Below are 19892 nucleotides of genomic sequence, written 5' to 3' on the forward strand. Positions count from 1 at the left end.
AATGAGCTGGGGGTGACAAGGTCCCCTGGCGGCTCACAGCCGCCAGGGGACCTTGTCTTCTGGTGCGTAGCGGCACGAAGAACCGGTGGTGACCGACGCGCGCAGGTGCGCGGCCAGCGCCGGATGCTGCTCGTCGAGTTTGCGCAGGGTGTCGCGGATGCGGGCGGTCACCGTCTTGCGGGCGCGTTCGGCCTCGTCGCCGAGCCGCCTGGTGCGGCCGCCGAACCCGGCCGCGGACCGCAGTTCGGCGAGCAGCGCGTCCCGTTCACGGTCCAGAGCCGCGGCGCGCGCGTCTTGGCCGAGCCCGGTCGCGGTGTCGATCAGTTCGTCGAGTTCGTCCAGCCGCGCGCGATACCGGGCTTTCGCCTCGTCGTCGAGGACGGCGTCACCGCCTAGGCTCTTCGCGGCGACGACCTCCTCGCCTCCCGCGGGATCGAGCAGCCGGACGGCCGCCACCTCCGAACCCGGCCTACCGAGCAGGAAATGCAGGTCTCGCAATCCTTTCGAGTCCGGAAGGCGGGCGGTGACGCCGTCGAAGTGCAACGTCCACACGGCTTCGTCGCGACGGAACTCGGCGGCGGGGGCGGGCGGCGCCTGCGCGCTGTTCCGCGTCCGAGCCACTCTCGCCACGACCTGCCGCATGCCGAACGCGGTGGCTTCTTCGTCCACTTCGGACAGCAGGGTCGCCGAGGCCGCCGCGTCGCCCTCGAGGTTCCGGCCGAGCAAAGCCACCGCCAGCCAGGATTTGGCCTCGGTCGCCCAGACCGTGGCCCTCAGCCGGTCCGCGGAGAGCGCGGCGCCGCGAAGCCGGTCCACCGCGTCGTTCCAGCGTTCCTGCGCCAGATCGAGCCTGCCGAGCCAGAGGTCGACCGGGCCGGAGATCTCGCAGCCGTACAGGGAAACCAGCCATTCCCCGCTGTAGGGCGCGAGCAGCGCGCGGGCGGCTTCACAGCGTTCGGGATCGCGCGAGACCGCCGCCGTCTGCGCCTGACAGCGCAGCCACAACGCTTCCAGATCGCGAGGGTACGGTTTCGCGTCGGCCGCGAGATCGGTGAGCCGCACGGCCTCCCCGACGTCCTCACGGTGGGCCGCGGTGACCGCCTCCAGCACGCGGCTGTACGAGTACCCGCCGCGGGCGATCTCGCGGTGCAACCCGGCGAGATCGTCGAACCGCCCCTCCAGGCACCACCGGACCCACCGCTGCAACTGGTTCAGGTCACCGAAATGGGGATGCTCATCCCCCTCGTGGCACGAGATCACCTGCTGGATGTACGCCTCGGCTTCGGTGAACCGGCCCTGGAGCGTGGCGATGATGCTCTGATCGATCCGGGCGGCCAGCTGCGAACTCGGCGCGCGGCCGGTGCTCGCCAGGGCGAGGAATTCCTGATATTGCTCGAAATACCGGGGATCGCCCTGTTCGAGCAGCGCCACCCACTTGAACGACGCCGCGTAGTGCTCCAACTCCGGGTTCGCCGTGCGACGGCCGACCACGACCAGTTCGTCGGTGAGCCGTTCCCGTTCCGCGGCGCTGCCCGGCCCCCAGATCGCGTCGTGCCGGGCCCACAGACCGAACAGCAGAGCGGAATCGTCCTCGTGGTCGCGGGCGGTCATCATGATGCGCGCGGACAGTTCCTGCGTCATCTCCTCGACGGTGAGTTCCTGCCCTGGCTCGCGGCCACAAAGCCGCGCGTGCGCTTCGGTGAGCACCTTGACCGTCTCGTCGATCCGGAGGCTTTTGTGATCGGCGCGGACCAGGGTCAACGCCAGTCTGGCGAGGAGATCGTCGTCGTCGAGTTCGTGGATGAGCGCGGAGACCTCGTCGAGGACCTGTCTGCCCTCGTCCGTCTCGTGGTGACGGGTCAGGTGCGCGCCCAGTTCGAGGGCGATGCTCGCCTGCCGCCGCCGGTCTTCGGCGATCTCCATCGCCCGCCGGTAGTGCGTGGTCGTCTCCTCGACCGCCATCCGGCCGGTGGCGTCGATCGCGGCGGCCAGCAACAGGTCGATGGCCTCGGCCGGGTCGAGTTCGGGTCCGGCGAGCAGCGCGTGGCGGGCCAGGTCCGCGGGGAAGAGCCTGTCCCGTGACGTCGGCGTCTCGCGGGCCGCCGCGACGACGGCGGTGTGCTGTTTCCGGCGGTCCTGTTCGGACAGGGCCGCGTACAGCGTCTCGCGGACGAGGTCGTGGGCGAAGGCGAACCGGCCTTGCCCGTGCACCACGACCAGCCGCGCCGCGACGGCCTGGTCGAGCAGCCGGTCCACCTGGGGCACGGGCGCCGACGCCACGCCGGCGAGCAGCCTGCGATGGAATTCCCTGCCGAGTACGGAGGCGGTGGTCAGCAGATCGAGAACCGGCTGGGGGAGCAGGGAAAGCCGTCTCTGCAGGGCATCGGCCACGCCGGGCGCGATGGTCTCCGCGGAACCGCCGCTGTGCCAGAGCCGCGCCGTCTGCTCGACGAAGAACGGGTTGCCGCCGGTGCGGCGGTGGACCTCGGCGACCAGCGCGTCGTCGGGCGCCGTGCCCGCCGTCCTGGCCATGAGCGTGCCGACCTCGTCCGGGTCGAGGCCGGTGAGCGTGACCGAAGTGGCCTTCGCGAGCAACGGCAACATCAGCGAGCGAAGCGGGTGATCGGTCGCCTCGACCTCGACGTCCCGGTACGTGCCGATCAGCAGCAACCGTTCGAACCAGGTGTGCTGCGCGGCGAACTCGAGCAACCGCAGCGACGCGGCGTCGGCCCAGTGCAGATCGTCGAGCACCACCACGATCGGCTGATCGTGGGAGGCGGCCACCAGCGCGCTGGTCACCGCGTCGTACAGCCGGAAGCCGTCCGCCGCGCCGTCGCCGCGGGCCTCACCGAGCAGGACGTCCAGTTCACTGCCGGCCATCGCGGCCCAGCGCCCCTGCCCGACCGCGCGTCGCAACCCGCGGATCACTTGGGTCCACGGCCAGTAGCCCGGCGCGCTGGCCGAGTCCCAGCAGGACCCGTTGAGCACCAGGGCGCCGAGGCGTTTCGCCTCCTCGGCGGCGCCGGTGACGAGCGTGGTCTTGCCGATCCCGGCCTCGCCGGTGACCAGCACCAGCCCGCCGTGGCTTTCGGCGGCACGGGCGATCTCCGCGCGGAGAACCCCCGCGGGATGGTCGCGTCCGATGAGCACGGCTGACATGTCCGAATCCTCCCAGTAAGGTCCGACAATCTCACGACGCGCACCCGATGTCAGGCGTTGTCTCCGGTCCGTTGTGACCTACGGTGACCGAGGTCTCCCGGTCGCCGGGAACCTCCCGCGGCGGAAATCCGACTTTCTGGACGTGACTGATCGAGTCGGACGGCGGGTGAACAACCGTCGAAATTGCTGCCCTGCTGGGCGAAGGCGCCCTGTTGTGCCAGGTCAGGTGTTCAGCGGCTGGAGTAGGGTGCAGAGTATGGGGAGCATTCGCTCGCGCGTGTTGGCTTGGATCGGCCGCCGCTACCTCGCGCGTCAGCAGAAGAACGGTTTCGACCTGTCCAAGATGTCCATCATCCCGGACAACGCGCTGCTGCCGCTCAAGCGCGACGGCCTCGACCCGGTTGCCGAGCTGGGCCGGATCCGCGCGACGGAGCCGATCAGCAAGCTCGACCTGCCGTTCGGGATGAACGGCTGGCTGGTCACCGGTTACGACGAGGCCAAGGCCGTACTCGGCAAGGTGAGCGAGTTCAGCAACGACTTCACCAACCTGGTCGGGAACGCCGGCGTGACCGAGGACCAGAACCCCGGCGGGCTCGGGTTCGCCGATCCGCCGGTGCACACCCGGCTGCGGCGCCTGCTCACGCCTGAGTTCACCATGCGACGGCTGTCCCGGCTGACGCCGCGGATCGACGAGATCGTCGCCGACCAGCTCGACGCGATGGCGAAGGCGGACGGCCCTGTCGACCTGTGGGAGGCCTTCGCGCTGCCGATCCCGTCGCTGACGATCTGCGAGCTGCTGGGCGTCCCGTACGAGGACCGCGACGACTTCCAGCGGCTGAGCACCGCGCGGTTCGACCTCTTCGGCGGCGCGGGCGCGTCACTCGGGGCGATGACCGAGTCACTGTCCTATCTGGACGACATCGTCAAGAAGCAGCGAGAGAACCCGGGCGACGGCCTGCTCGGCATGCTCATCAAGGACCACGGCGACGAAATCGACGACCGCGAGCTGGCGGGCCTCGCCGACGGCGTGCTGACCGGCGGGCTGGAGACCACGGCGAGCATGCTCGCGCTCGGCGCGCTCGTGCTGCTCAAGGACCGCGAGCTGTTCGAAACCGTCCGCGGCGACGACGACGCCGTCCACAAGTTCGTCGAGGAACTGCTGCGGTACCTGACAGTCGTGCAGATGGCCTTCCCGCGCTTCGCCAAGGAGGACATGGAGGTCGACGGCGTCCGGATCGCGAAGGGCGACATCGTCCTGGTCTCCCTCAGCGTCGCGAACCGTGACGGCGTCCTCGGCGAGGACATGGAGAAGTTCGACGCCACCCGCGAGCCGACGTCGCATCTCGCCTTCGGCTGGGGCATCCACCGGTGCATCGGTGCCGAACTGGCCAGGATGGAGCTGCGCACCGCGTATCCCGCGCTGGTGCGCCGGTTCCCGGAAATGCGGCTGGCGATCGACCCGGAGGCGGTGGGCTTCCGGGAGGTCTCGATCGTCTACGGCGTCGACGCGCTGCCCGTGCTGCTGGAGTGATTCTCAGGCGACTCCTCTCGGACGGAACTGGATGCTGATCCTCGGCCCGACCGGTTTGGCGGTCTTGGGGACGGCGTGTTCCCACGTTCGCTGGCAGCTGCCGCCCATGACGATCAGGTCGCCGTGGCCGAGGGCGTGCCGGACGGTTTCGCCTCCGCCACGCGGGCGCAGCGCAAGCTGCCGGGCGGCGCCGACCGAGACGATCGCGACCATGGTGTCCTCGGTGCGCGAGCGGCCGGTGTCGTCGCCGTGCCAGGCGACGCTGTCGCGCCCGTCCCGGTAGAAGCACAGACCGGAGGTCACGAACGGCTCGCCGAGCTCATCGGCGTAGTGCGCCGAGAGCGTCTCCCTCGCCTCCGTCAGGATCGGGTGGGGGAGCGGCATGCCTTCGCGGTAGTAGCTCAGCAGCCGGGGGACGGCGACGACACGGTCGTACATCTGCCGTCGTTCGGCGTGCCACGGCACGTCTTCGGCGAGCCGGGCGAACAGTTCGTCCGCGCCGGTGAGCCAGCCCGGCAGCACGTCGATCCAGGCACCCCTGGTCAGTTCGGTGCGCCGGATCCCGTCGAGCGAGCCGAGCCCGAGCGCGGCGCACTCGTCGAACAGCGAGGCTTGAAGGGCGGGGGTCATGGCAACCGAACATACCCCGGTCCTGATCATTTGTCGAACGCATGTTCGAGTAGGATAAATGACCTGCGCCCGGCGGCGAGGCCGGGCACGATGGCCGCATGATCGACACAGCGAAGTCCGCAGACGGAACGCCGATCGTGTTCGAGCGACGCGGCGCGGGGCCGGTGGTGGTCGTCGTCGCGGGTGCGGGCAACGACCGGCACGGTGACGAACCGCTGGTCGCGGAGCTGGCGGCCGAGTTCTCCGTGGTGACCTACGACCGGCGGGGCCGGGGCGACAGCGGTGACACCGCGCCGTACGCGGTCGAGCGCGAGATCGAAGACCTGGCCGCTGTCGTCGCTTCGCTCGGTGAGCCGGTGATCGTGCACGGCATCTCCTCCGGCGGAGCGCTGGCCCTTCTCGCTGCCGCAGCCGGCGTGCCGATGGCGCGCCTGTCGGTCTTCGAGCCGCCTTATCGCGGCGAAACCGAAGAAGTCCCCGAGGGGTACGCCGACGAGATGCGCCGCCTGGTCGTGGTGGACCGCTGGGACGACGCCGTCGCCCTGTTCATGATGTCCGCGGTCGGCTCTCCGGCGGAGGCCGTCGCCGAGGCCAAGGAGACGCCGATGTGGGCCGAACTCCGGTCGTTCGCGCCCACGCTCGTTTACGACGCCTTTGTGATGGCGGACTCGAAGGTGCCGGGCGAACTGGCGTCGATCGCGACACCCGTCCTCGTGGTGAACAGCAACGGCAGCACGGATTGGCTCAAGGCCGCCGCACTCGTCGCCGCGAAGGCGACCCCGGGGGCGAGGCAAGTGGAGCTGGACGGCGAGTTCCACAGTGTCCCGCCGGAGCGGCTCGTGCCGGAACTCAGCGCGTTCTACCGGGATCCTCGCTGAGGCGCAGGTAGGCCGCGCCGCGTGGAGAGATCCGATAGCCGACTTCGAGGCTGAGCGTCAGCCCGAGGTTCTTGAGCTTGCGGATGTCGACCTTCAGCGGTTCCTTCTCGCGACCGAGGAGGTCCGCGAGTTCCTGTGCCCGGCGGCCGGGATTCCCGGCGATGATCCGTAAGGTTTCGTGGGTCCACGGGCGACGTCTGTCCATCTTGGACAACCGCTTGCGGATGGCTTCGAAGTCCTTTTCGGACAGTTCCGCCGCCGCGCTGAGCGCGCGGCGGGGATCGGGCCCGAGGTAGCGCAGGTGGATGCGGTACACCGGGGCGTCCGCGGAGCCGCGCAGGGTGCCGCGGACCGCGTTCGCCGAGTCGGCTCCGGAGCGGCGGGCGTCGGCATCGGTGATCGTCGCCGGATCGACGGTCTCGACGGAGCCGACCTCGATCACGCCTGCCTCCAGGCGCATGACGTCGCCCTGGCGGACGTTCTGCTTCGACCAGCGCCGGAAGGCCAGGTCGATCGTCCCGGCCGCCAATCCTTCGAGGACCGTCATGGAAAGGATCACCTTCGTTACCCAATCAGCGGGACGTGGGAGCGTCAACGTCTTGTCGGACGACGGTTCGTGCTCGTACAGTCGCAACCTGGTCCTGGTCTGGACCATCACCGCCGCCCTGAATGCGCAGGAGGCAGGATGCGGAGACGACTTCGGACCGTCGGGGTGGCCACGGCGGCCGTCCTCGGCCTGATGGCGTCGGCGATGCCGGCGAACGCCCAGGTCGGAACGGGACCGTGGACGGCGGAGAACCCCTCGTTCAAGGTCCAGGAACGCGGGTGCGGGAATGTCGACGGGCTGAATTTCGAACTGACCTGCTCCACCGGAAGCGGGGATCAGCGGGCCGAGCGACGCTACGTGACCTACACCGGCGGCACCAGGCAGTTCGAAGGATCGTTCCGGATCGCCAGCATGGCGGGCTCCCGGATCAGCCTGAAACAGACCTTCCGCGACGCGCCGACCGCCGGGCCGTACTTCATGCTCGCGGTCGAACGCGGCGGGCGGCTCTACGCCGTCCACGGCGGGGACACCCTGGGGAGCGGCGCGACCGTCGGGACGTCCGTGCGGGTCAACACCGTGCACCAGGTCGGGAGCACGCACAAGGTGTACATCAACGGTTCGCTGAAGCAGACCGTGAGCAGCAGCGGCGGCAGCTACTACGACAAGTTCGGCGCCTACCGGACGGCCAGCGGCGCCGGACCGGTCAAGGTGACCTGGAGCGGGATCAAGTTCTGGCGTAAGTGAGGCGCCGGCCGGTGCCGTGGGTCGTGAGTGGCGATTCGGGTTCTAACCCGAATCGCCACTCACGACTCGTTCCGGACCTCGGCGCCATGAGTCGAGGTCCGTCCACGCTTCGAGTGTCCGCCTGCTTTCGAACCGGCGGCGTTCCCCGGTGACCGGATCGGTGAACTCGAGGACCTTCGCCAGTAGCTGCAAGGGTTCGGTGAAGTCGTCGAGCGGAGTTTCGGTCAGCTCCGGGTAGAAGTCGTCGCCGAGAATCGGCAATCCGAGGCCGCTCATGTGCAACCTGAGCTGATGCGTGCGGCCGGTCGCGGGGATCAGACGGTAGCGGCCGAGTCCGTCGCGGTGCTCGATCAGCTCGACGCGAGTTTCGGCGTTGGGCGGTCCGTCGACCTCCTGCGCGGCGATGACCCCGCGTTCCTTGACGATGCGGCTGCTGATCTCGCGCGGCATCGCGACGCCCGGATCGTACCGCGCGATCGCCTCGTATTCCTTGTGTACCAAGCGATCCCGGAACATGGTCTGGTATTTGCCGCGAAGTTCGGGGGTGCTCACGAACAGGATGAGCCCGGCGGTGACCCGGTCGAGCCGGTGCGCGGGGCTGAGCGCGGGGAGGTCGAGTTCGCGGCGGAGGCGGACCAGCGCGGTCTGCAGGATGTGCCGCCCGCGCGGGATCGTCGCGAGGAAATGCGGTTTGTCGGCGATCAGGAAATGCTCGTCGCGGTGCACGACGGAGATCTCGAACGGGGCCTCGACCTCGTCGGGCAGGTCCCGGTGGAACCAGATGAACGAGTCCGGCACGAACGGCGAATCGACGCCGAGCGGCCCGTCCAGCCCGACGATGCGCTCCTCCCGGAGCATCTCCACGATCCGTTCGGGCGCGACCCGGGGGAGCCGCTCGACGAGGTGCTCCCGCAACGTCGACCACGGTCCCTCGGCGGGCATCTTGAGCCTCGCGGGGTCGAGCCCGTGGCGGGGCGGGAGCGGCGGGCGGAGCTTGCGTCTCATCACCGCGCACTCTAGTCGTGACCAGGTGAAGTGGGCCGGCGTGAGGTTGCGAAAGCCACTTTCGCAACCATCAACGTTGCGAAAGTGGCTTTCGCAACGTCTGGCGAGTTATCCACAGTGGGGCTGATGTGGCGAGTTGTCCACAGGTCGAGGGGAAGACGGTGGCGCGCGATGGTCCGAAGCGCCGACGATCGTGGTGTGAAATCCGGAGAGTGGGCCCGTGATCCCGAGGGGCTCCATCAGCACAGCCGCGGCGGCGTGATCACTGTCGCCCGGCTCGGGGAACTCGGCGTTCCTTCCATGACCTGCTATCGCCGGTGCCGTCCGGGAAAGCCGTGGCAACGGCTGCTGCCGGGTGTCGTGTTGCTGCATTCCGGCGAGCCGACGCGTCGGCAGCTGATCGATGCCGCCCTCCTGTACGCCGGGCCGGACGCGGTGGTGACCGGAGCCGTCTCCTGTCGACGGCAGGGATTGCGGGTCTTGCCGGACCGTCCGTTCCGCGTTCACTTGCTTGTGCCGCTTGAACACAAGATCGGCGGTTCCGGACATGTGATCATCGAACGCACGACCCGGCTGCCGCAGGCGGTCGTGTTCGATGGAGTGCCGCTGGCACCTTTGGTCCGGTCGGTTCTCGACGAGAGTCGACGGCTCGGCTCGCGACAGGAGGTTTCGGCTCTGCTTTCGGAGGCGGTGCAGCGGGGAGCGAGCCTTCCGGAGTTGTTCGGCGAGCTTGATGCCGGGAGTAGCCGTGGCACCGCGATCCCGCGCGAAGCGTTGCATCGGATCGCTGATGGTGCCCGATCGGCCGCCGAGGTCGACGCGATGCGGGTGTGGCGAATGACCGGTTTGCCGGAGCCTCAGTGGAATCGCGAGCTACGAGACGAAAACGGCGAGTACATCGCGACTCCCGACGGCTACTTCGCGGCGGTGGGCCTGGCCTGGGAGATCGATTCGTACGACTTCCACTTCGGCAAGCAGCAGTACGCCGCGACAGTGGCGAGAAACGCCAGATATGCGGCGGCGGGCATCGCGGTCCTTCAGACCTTGCCCAGTCGATTGCGAACGGAACCGAAGCGGGTCGCCGCCGAACTCGTGGCCGCGCATCGTGCCGCCGAAGCTCGTAGCCGAGCCGCCTGAGTGGCCGCAATGCGTTGCGAAAGCCACTTTCGCAACCATCAACGTTGCGAAAGTGGCTTTCGCAACGCCGGGTGACCACGCACCGCGGGATCGCCGCGCACGCTAGCCGCGCGAGAGTTCGCGAGAGCTCTCGAGAGACGCGCCGGAGACCGCGAGAGACCGCGAAGCCTCAGCCGGCCTGGTCTCGGTACCGCGCGAGGTACCGCTCGGTCACGTCGGCCTCCGCAATGGCGGTGGCCTCGGCGCGGGTCCGGCGGCCGATGCCCGGCGGGAAGCCGTTCTTGGCGAGCCGGTGCTCGATGCTCTCCTCCATGTACGCCATCGAATAGAAGTACGCCACGAGCGCGGCCATCAGCACGATCGCCAGCCGCAGGGTGAGCGGGCCGGGCAGGAGGAGCCACACCGCGCAGAGCGGCGCGATCATCACCGTGCTGCGGGCGACGTGCCGCCAGCGCCAGCTTCCGGTGGTGGCGTCGTGGAGGATCCAGTCGTGGTAGCGCTCGGGCAGCCTGCCGCCGAGTGAGTACCACAGCCAGCGGAACACATCCGGGCGCTTGCGGGGCATCGGGCGACTCCTTCCGTCGATGCTCTCACGGTACACTAATGATTAGCACGCTAAACATTAGTGTCACGGTTAGGATCGGCGGCATGAACTCGGAGGGGCCGGAGATGAAGTCGATCGATCTGGGCGAGGACCCGCTCGCGCTGGAGCGTCAGGTGTGTTTCGCGCTGTCGGTCGCGTCGCGCAGCGTCATCGCCATCTACCGGCCGCTGCTGGAGCCCCACGGGCTCACCCATCCGCAGTATCTGGTCATGCTGGCGCTGTGGGAGCGGGGCCCGCAGGCGGTCAAAGATCTGAGTGTCGCCCTGCGCGCCGAGCCCGCGACACTGTCGCCACTGCTCAAGCGGCTGGAGGCGATCGGTTACGTCACGCGCAGGCGCAGCGCCGAGGACGAGCGGTTGCTGACGGTCGAACTGACGGAATCCGGTCGCGCGTTGCGTGTGGAGGCGGAAAAGATCCCGTACCGCGTCGTCGAGAAGCTCGGCATGGAGGTCTCGGAGCTGGAGGCGCTGCACAAAGCCCTGACTCGCGTCATCGAAGCCACGGCTTGAGCGAACCGAAACCGGGGCGTGACGAAATGAGGGTGTGAACCCGCGCCGGGGTGGGTAATTCCCGTCACGCCAACTCAATGTGACAGGAAGATGAGGGACCGTGACCACCTCGACCCCCGCGCCCACGGAAGCAGGTCTGGAGCTCGTGACCAGGCTGAACGCCTACCTGGAAGACGTGGCCGCGGCGCTGGGGATACGGAGGGATTCGTGCACGGTCGACCTCACCGGTCCGGTCGCCGCGCGGATGAGGCTGAACTGGCGTCTTCCCGGCTTCCCCGAACGTGACGTCGACCTGATGTGGCACGAGGAGCACGGTTGGTCGGCCGCCGTGGCGACGCATTCGGACGACGACCACCACGTCGTCGTCGCGTACCTCGGCGGCCGCACGGTCGCGTCGCAGCCGCGGCTGGTCGCCCGATTCGCCGAAACCCTGCGCACCGGCGAACACCAGGACTGCTGGCCCGGCCCGCCGACGTTGCGTACCGCCGGCGGACCGTCCGCGCTGGCCAAGGAACTCGCCGCCTGGGCTTGATCAGCCGGGCGGGGCGAGGACCACGTCGAGCGCGATCGTGATCTCCGCGCCGATCAGGAACCTCGGCGCTCGGACACCGAGTGCCCGCCGGTCGAAGACGGCCCCGGCGAGCACCCGCCAGGTGCCGTCGCCGTTGTCCTCCGGGCCTGTCGCGGTCACCGTGAGGGGACAGGATTCGCCTCGCGCGCCGAGGGTGCCTTCGATCGACCACTCGCCGGGGCCGCCCTCGATCCGGTCCGCGGCGAAGGTCAGCACGGGATGCGCGTCGATCGCGAGCAGACCGGGTTTGCGCAGGTCGGCGTCGCGTTTGGCGTTGCCGGTGTCGATCATGTCGAGGTCGAGTGCCGCTTCGACGGCGGTGACGCCGCTGCCGGAGACGCGCACCGAGCCGAGGCTGACCGGGATCGAGCCGTGGACCGCGCGGAAACCGAAGTTCCGGACCGTGAACGCGGCCGAGGTCCGTTCGGCCAGCACGGTCCAGGTGCCGACGCGCGCGGACGTCCCGGCGGTCATCGCGGCTCACCCACCAGACCGGGGGTGGGCAGGGACGTGTGGAGCACGCGGTGGACGTCGATGCGGTCCGGACCGGACAGCAGCGCCGGGTCCTCGCCGGGCAGCAGTTCCGTGCTCACGACCGCCTTCTGGACGGCTTCCATCGCCTCGATCGACTCGGTGAAGCCGAGGACGAGACGAGACCTGTCCTCGGCGGTCAGGATGTAGAAACCGGCGATCCCGCCGAGCCCCTGAACGGCGGGCCGGATCCGCTCTCGCCCGCCGAAGTCGGCGGCGTCGGCCTCGGCCTGGGTGAGCGGCCGGTCGAACCAGGTCGCCTGCGCGATCCGGGGCTCGGCCGTGCCGCTTTCGACGTCGGAGACCTCGTAGACGCGGGCGTCGAAGGTACCGGGGGTGCGGTGGTCCCCGGCGGCGAGCGCGGAGCCGCGGTCGCGCCACAACGCGACGACGAGCCCGGTCAAACCGCCGATCTGGGCGAGGGTGCAGGTGCCCGGCGAACCGGTGCCGGGGTGGAGTTCCGCGGCGAGGGCGTGGCCCCAGCCTTCCGGCTCGTCGGCGTGCGAACGCCGGAACTGGTGAACGGTGGCGTACATGGGCTTTCCTTTCCGTCGGACGTGCCGACTCTGTGCTTCCGGCGGTGTCCGGACATCAGTGCCAGTACGCAGGGCGGTACGGAATCGGGCGCGGAGCGCGATACTCCTTCCGTGAACCGGGAACCGTTCGTGGGCAGGGTGGGCGAACTGGCGAGCCTGCGCGGCAGGCTCGCGGACGCCGCCGCGGGCTCCGGCGGGCTCGTGCTCGTCTCCGGGCCGCCAGGGATCGGCAAGACCAGGCTGGTCGAGGAGGCGACGGCCGCGGCGTCCGCGGTCGTGTGGGGCCGGTGCGCCGACGATCCCGGAGCACCGCCGTTGTGGCCGTGGCGGCGGGTCGTCGAGGCACTCCCGTCGGTCGATTCGGCCGTGACGAAGGCTTTCGCCGAGATCGACGGCGCCTCCGACGTCCAGGCCGCGCGGTTCCGGCTGGTCGCCGCCGCGGCGGACGCGCTGGTGGCCGCGGCGGAGCCATCGGGACTGGTCGTCGTCCTCGAAGACCTGCACTGGGCGGACGAGGCGTCCTTGCGCCTTTTGCGGCATCTGGCGGGGGAGTTACGGCGCTCGAAGCTGGCTGTGATCGCGACGCATCGGGACACCGGGCACACGCCCGCACTGGACGCCGCGCTGCCGGATCTCCTGCGCCGTCCGGGCGCACGCGGTATTTCACTGCCGCCGTTGGCCGAGCCCGACGTCCGGGCGCTGCTCACCGAACTGGCGGGGACGACGCCGGCCGAGGAGGAGGTACGCGAGGCGCATCGCCGCTCCGGCGGGAACCCGCTCTATCTCGGCGCGATCGCGCGTTCGGCGGGCAGATCGGAACTGGGACACCTCGTCCGTGCCGCGGTGGCGGCGCTCGAACCCCAGGTGCGGCGGCTGCTCGCCATCGCGGCGGTGATCGGCGAAGACGTCGAAGCCGCTCTGCTCGCGGAGGTGTCCGGCCTGCCGCTCGAAGAGGTCGTCGACGGGCTCGACCGAGCCACGGGGGCCGGGGTGCTGGGGGACGGCCGGTTCGCGCACGCCGTCGTCCGCGACGGGATCTACGCGGATCTGGGCCAGGCTGAGCGGGAAGCGTTGCACGGCCGCGCCGCCGCCGCGCTCGAGGAGCACGCCCGGCGTGATCCCGCGCTCGCCGGAACGGTCGCGGGGCATTGGCTGCGTTCGGCGTCCGCGCCGGAGAAGACGGCGGAATGGGCGGCGCTCGCGGCCGCCGAAGCGAACCGGGCACTGGCCTTCGACGAAGCGGCGCGTTTTCTCGCGATCGCGCTGGACGCCCGCTCGAAGGCCGGACTGTCCGAAATGGACCGTGCCGGGCCGCTGCTCGATCTCGCCGTCGCCGAATACCGGTCCGGCCGGTTCGCGCGAAGTCTCGACCACGCCCGCCGCGCCGCCGACGCCGGGCTGATCGTCGAAGCGGCACTGGTGGTCCGCGACGTCGCGGCGCCGGATCTCCTGCCCGGCATCCGTGACCTCGCCTCACGCGCACTCGCCGTGGACGGGGTCGACAAGACGACGCGGGCCCGCCTGCTGGCGCACAGCGCGTCTGTCGAGGCCGACTACGGCCGATTCGCCGAAGCGGGGAAGCTCGCCGACGAGGCCTTCGCGCTCGCTGAAGAGTCAGGCGATCCCGAGGCGCTGGTCGACAGCCTCCGCGCCCGGATGAAGGTCGCGCCGGACACGCTGCCGTCGTCCGAGCGGCTGCGGCTCGGGGCGCTCGCGGTGGAACTGGGCACGCGGACCGGACAGCCGCTGGTCTCCCTGTGGGGTCACAAATGGCGGATCGACGCCGCGCTGGAGGACGGGCGGATGGCGCTCGCCGACGACGAACTCGTCGCGGTGACGACACTGGCGCGGTTGACCAGACTGCCGCTGATCCGCTGGCACGACCTGCGGCTGCGCAGTTCGGTGCTGGCGTTGCGGGGAGATCTGGCCGAGGCACGCGAACTCGACTTCGCGGCGGAGGAACTGGCGGACACCGAACTCGCGGACGACTTCTCCGCGAAAGGGATGTCCTACGCGTTCCGGATCCAGCTCGTCCTGCTCACGGGTGATCCCGGCGAGCTGCGAGGCGACTACGCGAGGTTGCTGGACCGGGCCCCGCACCTGCCGGTGACGCTGGTTTCGCGGCCGTTGCTGAGTCTGCTCAAGGGCGATCTCGACGAGGCGAGGGTGCGGTACGAGCAGCTGGTACCGCTGGTGCGGAGCCCGGAGTTCGCGCTGCACAGCACCGGCGCGCTGCCCAACCTCGTACCGCTGGTCGAGGCCTTCCACGACGTCGAGATGGCGGAGTACCTGTTGCGGCGCCTCGAAGAGGTGCGCCCGATCGTGTCCGGCGGCGCCGGTGTCTTCTGCGCCGGCTCGACCCTGGAACAGCCCGCCAGGCTCAACGCCGTCCTCGGCCGCCACGACGAAGCGGTGCGGCTGTACGAGCGGGCCATCGTCGTCAACGAAGGCATCGGCGCCCGGCCCGGTGTCGCCCAGGTGAGGCTGCTGCTCGCCGAAGTCCTTGTCGCCCGAGGCGACCTCGCGCGTGCCCAAGGCCTCGCGCGCGAGGCCCTGGACGAGTTCCGGCGGCTGGCCATACCGGGCCCGCTCGGGCGGGCCGCGGCGCTGCTCGACCGGATCCGCGCCGAACGCCGCGCCGCCGACCCGCTCACCGGGCGGGAACGCGAGATCGTCGTCCTGCTCGCCGACGCGCTGAGCAACCGCCGGATCGCCGAGAAGCTGGTGCTTTCCGAACGCACGGTGGAAAGCCACGTCCGGAGCATCCTGGCGAAACTGGGTCTGGCGAACCGGACCGAGGTCGTCGCGTGGGCGAGCAGGGAAGGCCTCAGGGACTGACGGTCAGCTTGCCGAGGATGCGCGCGACGACGGCGTCGAGATTGGCGTCGAGGAAGAAGTGGCCGCCCTCGAACACCTCCATCTCGAACGAGCCGGTGGTGTGCTCACGCCAGTTTTCGACGTCCGGCACCTCCAGGACCGGGTCCGCGTCCCCGGTGAACGCCACGAGCGGGCAGCTCACGTCGGAGCCGGGCCGGTACCGGTAGGTCTCGACGGCCTTGTAATCGCCGCGCAGCGCGGGCAACGCGAGCGCGCGGATGTCCGGATCGTCGAAGATCGACGCGTCCGTGCCGCCGAGCCTGCTGACCTCTTTGAGGAACGTGTCGTCTTCGGCGAGGTGGTGTGAGGTGTCCTTCCGCACGTCCGGACCGCGGCGGGCCGAGACGAACAGCGCCGCGGGGACGAGGCCACGCGTTTCGAGGCGACGGGCGATCTCGAACGCGACGATGGCGCCCATGCTGTGGCCGAAGAGGGCGAACGGTTTCGGGAGCGCGGCGACGACGTCCACCAGCTGTTCGGTGAGGACGTGCAGATCGTCGACGACCGGCTCGCCCATGCGGTCCTGCCGTCCCGGGTACTGCGCGGTGTGCACCTCGACGGTGGGCGAGAGGGCCGCCGAAAGCGAACGGTACGCGCTCGCCGATCCACCCGCGTGCGGGAAGGCGATCAGTCTCATCTCGGCCGAGGGCGCCGGATGAAAGCAACGCGTCCAGCGGCGAAGATCCTGCCCTGCCATCGAAAATCCCCCAATCCGCGCGCGGACGGCCCACGCGACACTGGAATGTACGGGGGATTCGCGGGGCGAGTCCATGCTTGTGCGGGGTTGTTCACGTGGGAACACTGGACGACGGCCCACATCCCGGGCCGAGCGGAAGGGAGCGAGTGTGGCGGAGGACCTGAAGATCAGGGTCGGTGCGGGGCTGGGGACCGGGACGGCGACCGAGGAGTTCGGCGCCGCGGTCGACCTGCTGGAGCGGGCAGGCGTCGATTCGCTCTGGCTGCCAGAGGCGGTGTACTCGCCGAGGATCGACCCGGTCGTGGGACTGACGCACGCGCTCGCCCGCACCACGAAACTGAAGGTCGGCACCGGGGTGATGGTGCTGCCCGGCCGTGATCCGGTCCTGGTCGCCAAACAGCTCGCCTCACTCGCCGCGCTCGCACCGAAAAGGGTCCTCCCGGTCTTCGGGCTCAAACCCGCGCGCGACGCTGAACTGCCCTTGTTCCCGGTGCCGGCCGGACGCCGCGCCGCGGTGTTCGACGAGTCGTTGCGGCTGATCAGGGCACTGCTGGAACAGGAAGAGGTGACCTTCGAGGGCGAGTTCTTCCGCGTCGAGGGGACAGGGCTCGGCCTGCGGCCGGTCAACCGGCTCGACCTCTGGCTCGGCGGGAAGGCGCCCGGCGCGCTGCGCCGCGTCGGCAGGCTCGCGGACGGCTGGCTGGCCAGTTTCCTCACGCCGGAGGAAGCACGCGCGGGCCGCGAGGCGATCCAGAAGGCCGCCGCCGAGGCGGACCGGGAAGTCGAGGCCGACCACTTCGGCATCAGCCTCATCGTCGCGGAGGACGGGATCCCGGACGCGCTCGCGGCTTCGGTCGCGCCACGGTCCGACGCGGACCCGTCCCGGCTGATCGCGGGCAACTGGAGCGCCGCCCGCGACCTGATCGCCGAGTACATCGACGCGGGGCTGAGCAAGTTCGTGCTGTACCCGGCCGGGACGGAGCCGATCGAGCGGTTCGTCGAGAACTTCGTCGAGCACGCCGTGCCGATGCAGAACTGAGTGGGTCACCGTGGTCGTGAGTGGCGTTTCGGGTTAGAACCCGAAACGCCACTCACGACCCACTTGACCGGCGCACCACCCTCACGGACTAGTCGAACTTCAGCTCTTCGGTGCGCCGCGGCATCAGCAGCAGCGCGCCGACGCTGAGCACGGCGACCACCAGCATCGCCAGGAAGACGTGGTGCGTGGCGTCCGCGAGTGCGCCACGCACGAATGTCGTCGTCGGGGTGTCCGGGCCGTGGCCCTCCAGGACGACACTGGTCGCGTCGACGCCGGACGGCAGGCCGGTGACCCCCGCGGGCGGGTCGGCGAAGCGGCTCGCCAGGGTGGCGTTGGCGATCGCGCCGAAGATCGCCACGCCCACGGCGCTGCCCAGCGAGCGGCTGAACATGTTGGTCGCGGTGACGACGCCGCGGCGTTCCCACCCGATCGTGGACTGCACGGCGATCAGCGTCGGGCTCGACGCCAGGCCCAGGCCCAGCCCCAGGACGAAAGCGGCCGCGGCCGCCAGCCAGATCGACGACCCCGCCGCCAGGAACACGGTGAGCGCCGCGCCCGCGATGACGATCCCGCTGCCGATCAGCGCGGTGTCCCGGAACCCGATCCGCATGTAGACCCGGCCCGCCAGCGACGCCGAGATCGGCCAGCCGACGGTGAGCGCCGCCAGCGCGAATCCGGCGACGAGCGCGCCGGTGCCGAGCACGCCTTGCGAGAAGGTCGGCAAATAGGACGTGAGGCCCATCAGCAGCATGCCGACCACGACGGCTACCAGGTTCCCGCCGATCAACGTCCGTTTGGTGAAGATCCACAGCGGCAGCACCGGCTCGTCGGCCTTGCGTTCCACGAACACGAAGGCCACCAGCAGCACCGCGGAGGCGGCGAAGATCGCCACGCTCGGCGCGGACGCCCAGCCCCAGGCGACCCCGCCCTCCAGCAGGCCGAGGATCAGCAGCGAACAGCCGAGGGTGAGCAGCGTGGCACCGAGGTAGTCGATGCGGTGCGAGCGGCGTTCGACGCGCTCGCGGAAGTTCCGGAACAGCATCCACGCCGCCAGCGCGCCGAGCGGCAGGTTGATGAAGAAGATCCAGCGCCAGTCGAGGTACTCCGCGAACACGCCGCCCAGCGTCGGCCCGACCACCGACGAGATGGCCCACACGCTGGCGAGGTAGCCCTGCACCCTGGCGCGTTCCTCGACGGTGTACATGTCGCCGACCATGGTCAGCGCGATCGGCTGGATCGCGCCCGCGCCGATGCCCTGCACCGCGCGGGCCGCGATCAGCACCGGCATGCTCCATGCCGCGCCGCACAGCACCGAGCCCAGCAGGAACGCCGCGATCCCGAAGAACATCACCGGACGCCTGCCGAGCACGTCGGCGAACTTGCCGTACAGCGGAACGGTGACCGCCTGGGTCAGCAGATAGATCGAGAACAACCACGGGAACTGCGAGAACCCGCCGAGATCGGCGACCACCGACGGCACCGCCGTCGCGATGATGGTCGAGTCCAGCGCGATCAGGCCGGAACACAACATCACGGCGATCAGGACGGGGCCGCGTTCGGAGCGGAAACCGACCCCTTCCTTCGCGGTGACCGGGGCCGGGGGCGTCATCTGTGGCGGTCTCCTCGGGCTCATGAAGGGGGTCAACTACTTCGCATGGGTAAGCATTCCATGGAGACACCCGGTCATGGGACCGATTTTTTCCGTGAGCTATCCCGCAAAATGGATCGGATGAGCACCTGGATCCGCCCGATCGACCGTGGCTGGGTTGTCCGCGACACCGTCCCGGGACCCGACGTCGACGAGTTCGCCGACCCGGACCGGGTGGCCGCCGCGCTCGCGGAGGCACACGGCGACAGTCTGCTGGCGGTCCAGCATCCGGCCAGGACACCGGCCGCGCTGGCGGGCGGTCTCTCGATCGAGGCGGCGTTGCCGCAGGCCAGGGCCACCTTCGACCGTATCCGGCAGCGGCACTACCGGCCTGTCGCCAACGTCGTGGCGCCGTACCGCATCGACGGGCCGGACGGGGTCGCGCTGGGCGTGCTGTGCCTGGTCGACCCGGCAGCGGTCCGGGACGACGGGGTGACGCGGGTCCGGCACACCGAGGACGTCTACCCCGACGTCGTCGAGGAACGGGCCGCGATGCTCGCCGGACTCGGCGTCGCCACGAGTGCGGCCATGCTCGTCCCCGCGACCGGCGGCCGTGAGCTGACCGCGCTGATCGAACGGCTCTGCCGGGGGCAGGCGCCCAGCCTGTCCACAGTGGACGGCGCGGGCCGGGTGCACGAACTGTGGCTCGCCGGTCCCGGTGAGGGCCAGTCCGAACTGCTGGCGGCACTGGACGAGATGGATCTCCTGGTCGCGGACGGAAATCACCGCGTCGCGGCCGCCGCGAAATCGGGGCGCGGCGCATTGCTGGCGCTCGTCACCGGCGGACCGGAGCTGCGGATCGGCCCCATCCACCGGGTGCTCACCGGCACCGGATTCGACGCGGACACGCTGGCCCGGCGATGGAAGGACGCGGGGTTCGACGTCCATCCCGGACGGCCGGACCCGCCGACCGAGGAGGGTGAAATGACCGTGCTGGCGGGCGGATCAGCCTTCCGGGTGGTGCTCGGCAAAGCCGGCGGTGACCACGCCGTGGTCGAACAGAAGCTGCTCCGCGGGGCACTCGGCGTCGATCCGGAGGGGCCGAACGTGCGGCCGTTGCTGCCGGGCGTGCCGGTGCCCGAAGACGCGGACGCGGTATTGCTGCTGGCCCCGGTCCCGTACGCGCAGGTGCTCGCCGTGCACGCGGCCGGGTCTCGGATGCCGAGGAAGGCCACCTATTTCACGCCGAAACCGCGCAGCGGGCTCCTGCTGGCCGAGCTTTGAGCCGCGCTTTTGTCGGTGGCCCGGC

Annotated in this window: 18 protein-coding genes; 9 read left to right on the forward strand and 9 right to left on the reverse strand. The window is 70.0% G+C overall.

Annotated elements, in window-relative coordinates:
• Positions 1 to 33 precede the first annotated feature (33 nt).
• Positions 34 to 3159, reverse strand: a complete 3126-nt coding sequence (locus DL991_RS11895; RefSeq protein ID WP_125783928.1) for an AAA family ATPase — start codon at positions 3157 to 3159, stop codon at positions 34 to 36.
• Between the two features lie 256 nt (positions 3160 to 3415).
• Between DL991_RS11895 and DL991_RS11900 the strand changes: the two genes are divergently transcribed.
• Positions 3416 to 4690: a cytochrome P450 gene (locus DL991_RS11900; RefSeq protein ID WP_199746315.1), complete on the forward strand. Its 1275-nt coding sequence runs from the start codon at positions 3416 to 3418 to the stop codon at positions 4688 to 4690.
• Between the two features lie 3 nt (positions 4691 to 4693).
• Here the strand turns inward: DL991_RS11900 and DL991_RS11905 are convergent, their stop codons facing one another.
• Positions 4694 to 5320: an alpha-ketoglutarate-dependent dioxygenase AlkB gene (locus tag DL991_RS11905; RefSeq protein WP_125783930.1), complete on the reverse strand. Its 627-nt coding sequence runs from the start codon at positions 5318 to 5320 to the stop codon at positions 4694 to 4696.
• 98 nt (positions 5321 to 5418) lie between these two features.
• Here DL991_RS11905 and DL991_RS11910 point away from each other — a divergent pair, with 98 nt between their 5' ends.
• On the forward strand, positions 5419 to 6198 hold the full coding sequence (locus DL991_RS11910) for an alpha/beta fold hydrolase (RefSeq protein ID WP_125783932.1): 780 nt from the start codon (positions 5419 to 5421) through the stop codon (positions 6196 to 6198).
• On the opposite strand, the gene DL991_RS11915 is transcribed toward DL991_RS11910, so the two are convergent.
• Positions 6170 to 6745 carry a hypothetical protein gene (locus DL991_RS11915; RefSeq protein WP_125783934.1) on the reverse strand — a complete coding sequence of 192 codons (576 nt, stop codon included), beginning with the start codon at positions 6743 to 6745 and terminating at the stop codon, positions 6170 to 6172. The genes DL991_RS11910 and DL991_RS11915 overlap by 29 nt on opposite strands.
• A 138-nt stretch (positions 6746 to 6883) precedes the next feature.
• Here DL991_RS11915 and DL991_RS11920 point away from each other — a divergent pair, with 138 nt between their 5' ends.
• On the forward strand, positions 6884 to 7489 hold the full coding sequence (locus DL991_RS11920) for a hypothetical protein (RefSeq protein WP_125783936.1): 606 nt from the start codon (positions 6884 to 6886) through the stop codon (positions 7487 to 7489).
• A gap of 42 nt (positions 7490 to 7531) precedes the next feature.
• On the opposite strand, the gene DL991_RS11925 is transcribed toward DL991_RS11920, so the two are convergent.
• A complete protein-coding gene (locus tag DL991_RS11925) occupies positions 7532 to 8494 on the reverse strand; it encodes an RluA family pseudouridine synthase (protein WP_125783938.1) in 963 nt (320 codons plus the stop codon).
• A 30-nt stretch (positions 8495 to 8524) separates the two neighbouring features.
• On the opposite strand from DL991_RS11925, the gene DL991_RS42925 reads away from it, so the two are divergent.
• The gene (locus DL991_RS42925) at positions 8525 to 9631 is read left to right on the forward strand and encodes a hypothetical protein (RefSeq protein WP_370306105.1); all 1107 of its coding nucleotides are present in this window, start codon (positions 8525 to 8527) and stop codon (positions 9629 to 9631) included.
• 169 nt (positions 9632 to 9800) lie between these two features.
• Here DL991_RS42925 and DL991_RS11935 read toward each other — a convergent pair whose 3' ends face one another.
• Positions 9801 to 10196: a DUF5313 domain-containing protein gene (locus tag DL991_RS11935; RefSeq protein WP_125783940.1), complete on the reverse strand. Its 396-nt coding sequence runs from the start codon at positions 10194 to 10196 to the stop codon at positions 9801 to 9803.
• 104 nt (positions 10197 to 10300) lie between these two features.
• On the opposite strand from DL991_RS11935, the gene DL991_RS11940 reads away from it, so the two are divergent.
• The gene (locus DL991_RS11940; RefSeq protein ID WP_125784049.1) at positions 10301 to 10744 is read left to right on the forward strand and encodes a MarR family winged helix-turn-helix transcriptional regulator; all 444 of its coding nucleotides are present in this window, start codon (positions 10301 to 10303) and stop codon (positions 10742 to 10744) included.
• A 100-nt stretch (positions 10745 to 10844) separates the two neighbouring features.
• The gene (locus DL991_RS11945; RefSeq protein ID WP_125783942.1) at positions 10845 to 11276 is read left to right on the forward strand and encodes a DUF6292 family protein; all 432 of its coding nucleotides are present in this window, start codon (positions 10845 to 10847) and stop codon (positions 11274 to 11276) included.
• Here the strand turns inward: DL991_RS11945 and DL991_RS11950 are convergent, their stop codons facing one another.
• Together DL991_RS11950 and DL991_RS11955 are read right to left on the reverse strand one after the other, a co-directional pair.
• Positions 11277 to 11789 (reverse strand): YceI family protein, encoded by a 513-nt coding sequence (locus DL991_RS11950; RefSeq protein WP_125783944.1) that lies wholly within the window; start codon positions 11787 to 11789, stop codon positions 11277 to 11279.
• On the reverse strand, positions 11786 to 12382 hold the full coding sequence (locus DL991_RS11955; RefSeq protein ID WP_125783946.1) for a hypothetical protein: 597 nt from the start codon (positions 12380 to 12382) through the stop codon (positions 11786 to 11788). Before DL991_RS11955 ends, DL991_RS11950 begins: the two co-directional genes overlap by 4 nt.
• Before the next feature lie 111 nt (positions 12383 to 12493).
• Here DL991_RS11955 and DL991_RS11960 point away from each other — a divergent pair, with 111 nt between their 5' ends.
• Complete coding sequence (locus DL991_RS11960) at positions 12494 to 15220, forward strand: AAA family ATPase (protein ID WP_125783948.1); 2727 nt, start codon at positions 12494 to 12496, stop codon at positions 15218 to 15220.
• Here DL991_RS11960 and DL991_RS11965 read toward each other — a convergent pair.
• Complete coding sequence (locus tag DL991_RS11965; protein WP_125783950.1) at positions 15210 to 15896, reverse strand: thioesterase II family protein; 687 nt, start codon at positions 15894 to 15896, stop codon at positions 15210 to 15212. The two genes, DL991_RS11960 and DL991_RS11965, sit on opposite strands and share 11 nt — an antisense overlap.
• 208 nt (positions 15897 to 16104) lie before the next feature.
• Here DL991_RS11965 and DL991_RS11970 point away from each other — a divergent pair, with 208 nt between their 5' ends.
• Entirely contained in the window at positions 16105 to 16995 is an 891-nt protein-coding gene (locus DL991_RS11970) for a TIGR03854 family LLM class F420-dependent oxidoreductase (protein WP_125783952.1), read from the forward strand.
• An 88-nt stretch (positions 16996 to 17083) separates the two neighbouring features.
• Here the strand turns inward: DL991_RS11970 and DL991_RS11975 are convergent, their stop codons facing one another.
• Complete coding sequence (locus DL991_RS11975) at positions 17084 to 18604, reverse strand: MDR family MFS transporter (RefSeq protein ID WP_125783954.1); 1521 nt, start codon at positions 18602 to 18604, stop codon at positions 17084 to 17086.
• A gap of 111 nt (positions 18605 to 18715) precedes the next feature.
• Between DL991_RS11975 and DL991_RS11980 the strand changes: the two genes are divergently transcribed.
• Complete coding sequence (locus DL991_RS11980; RefSeq protein WP_125783956.1) at positions 18716 to 19867, forward strand: DUF1015 family protein; 1152 nt, start codon at positions 18716 to 18718, stop codon at positions 19865 to 19867.
• Positions 19868 to 19892 lie beyond the last annotated feature (25 nt).

The sequence above is a fragment of the Amycolatopsis sp. WAC 01375 genome (assembly GCF_003947325.1).
Lineage (GTDB): Bacteria > Actinomycetota > Actinomycetes > Mycobacteriales > Pseudonocardiaceae > Amycolatopsis.

What these genes read in the sequence shown, in the direction of transcription:
- DL991_RS11955 (WP_125783946.1), bottom strand. Translation starts at nt 12,382, where the DNA reads ATGTACGCCACCGTTCACCAGTTCCGGCGTTCGCACGCCGACGAGCCG.
- DL991_RS11935 (WP_125783940.1), bottom strand. Translation starts at nt 10,196, where the DNA reads ATGCCCCGCAAGCGCCCGGATGTGTTCCGCTGGCTGTGGTACTCACTC.
- DL991_RS11920 (WP_125783936.1), top strand. Translation starts at nt 6,884, where the DNA reads ATGCGGAGACGACTTCGGACCGTCGGGGTGGCCACGGCGGCCGTCCTC.
- DL991_RS11925 (WP_125783938.1), bottom strand. Translation starts at nt 8,494, where the DNA reads ATGAGACGCAAGCTCCGCCCGCCGCTCCCGCCCCGCCACGGGCTCGAC.
- DL991_RS11910 (WP_125783932.1), top strand. Translation starts at nt 5,419, where the DNA reads ATGATCGACACAGCGAAGTCCGCAGACGGAACGCCGATCGTGTTCGAG.
- DL991_RS11940 (WP_125784049.1), top strand. Translation starts at nt 10,301, where the DNA reads ATGAAGTCGATCGATCTGGGCGAGGACCCGCTCGCGCTGGAGCGTCAG.
- DL991_RS11915 (WP_125783934.1), bottom strand. Translation starts at nt 6,745, where the DNA reads ATGACGGTCCTCGAAGGATTGGCGGCCGGGACGATCGACCTGGCCTTC.
- DL991_RS11965 (WP_125783950.1), bottom strand. Translation starts at nt 15,896, where the DNA reads ATGAGACTGATCGCCTTCCCGCACGCGGGTGGATCGGCGAGCGCGTAC.
- DL991_RS11975 (WP_125783954.1), bottom strand. Translation starts at nt 18,604, where the DNA reads ATGACGCCCCCGGCCCCGGTCACCGCGAAGGAAGGGGTCGGTTTCCGC.
- DL991_RS11900 (WP_199746315.1), top strand. Translation starts at nt 3,416, where the DNA reads ATGGGGAGCATTCGCTCGCGCGTGTTGGCTTGGATCGGCCGCCGCTAC.
- DL991_RS11980 (WP_125783956.1), top strand. Translation starts at nt 18,716, where the DNA reads ATGGATCGGATGAGCACCTGGATCCGCCCGATCGACCGTGGCTGGGTT.
- DL991_RS11905 (WP_125783930.1), bottom strand. Translation starts at nt 5,320, where the DNA reads ATGACCCCCGCCCTTCAAGCCTCGCTGTTCGACGAGTGCGCCGCGCTC.
- DL991_RS11950 (WP_125783944.1), bottom strand. Translation starts at nt 11,789, where the DNA reads ATGACCGCCGGGACGTCCGCGCGCGTCGGCACCTGGACCGTGCTGGCC.
- DL991_RS11895 (WP_125783928.1), bottom strand. Translation starts at nt 3,159, where the DNA reads ATGTCAGCCGTGCTCATCGGACGCGACCATCCCGCGGGGGTTCTCCGC.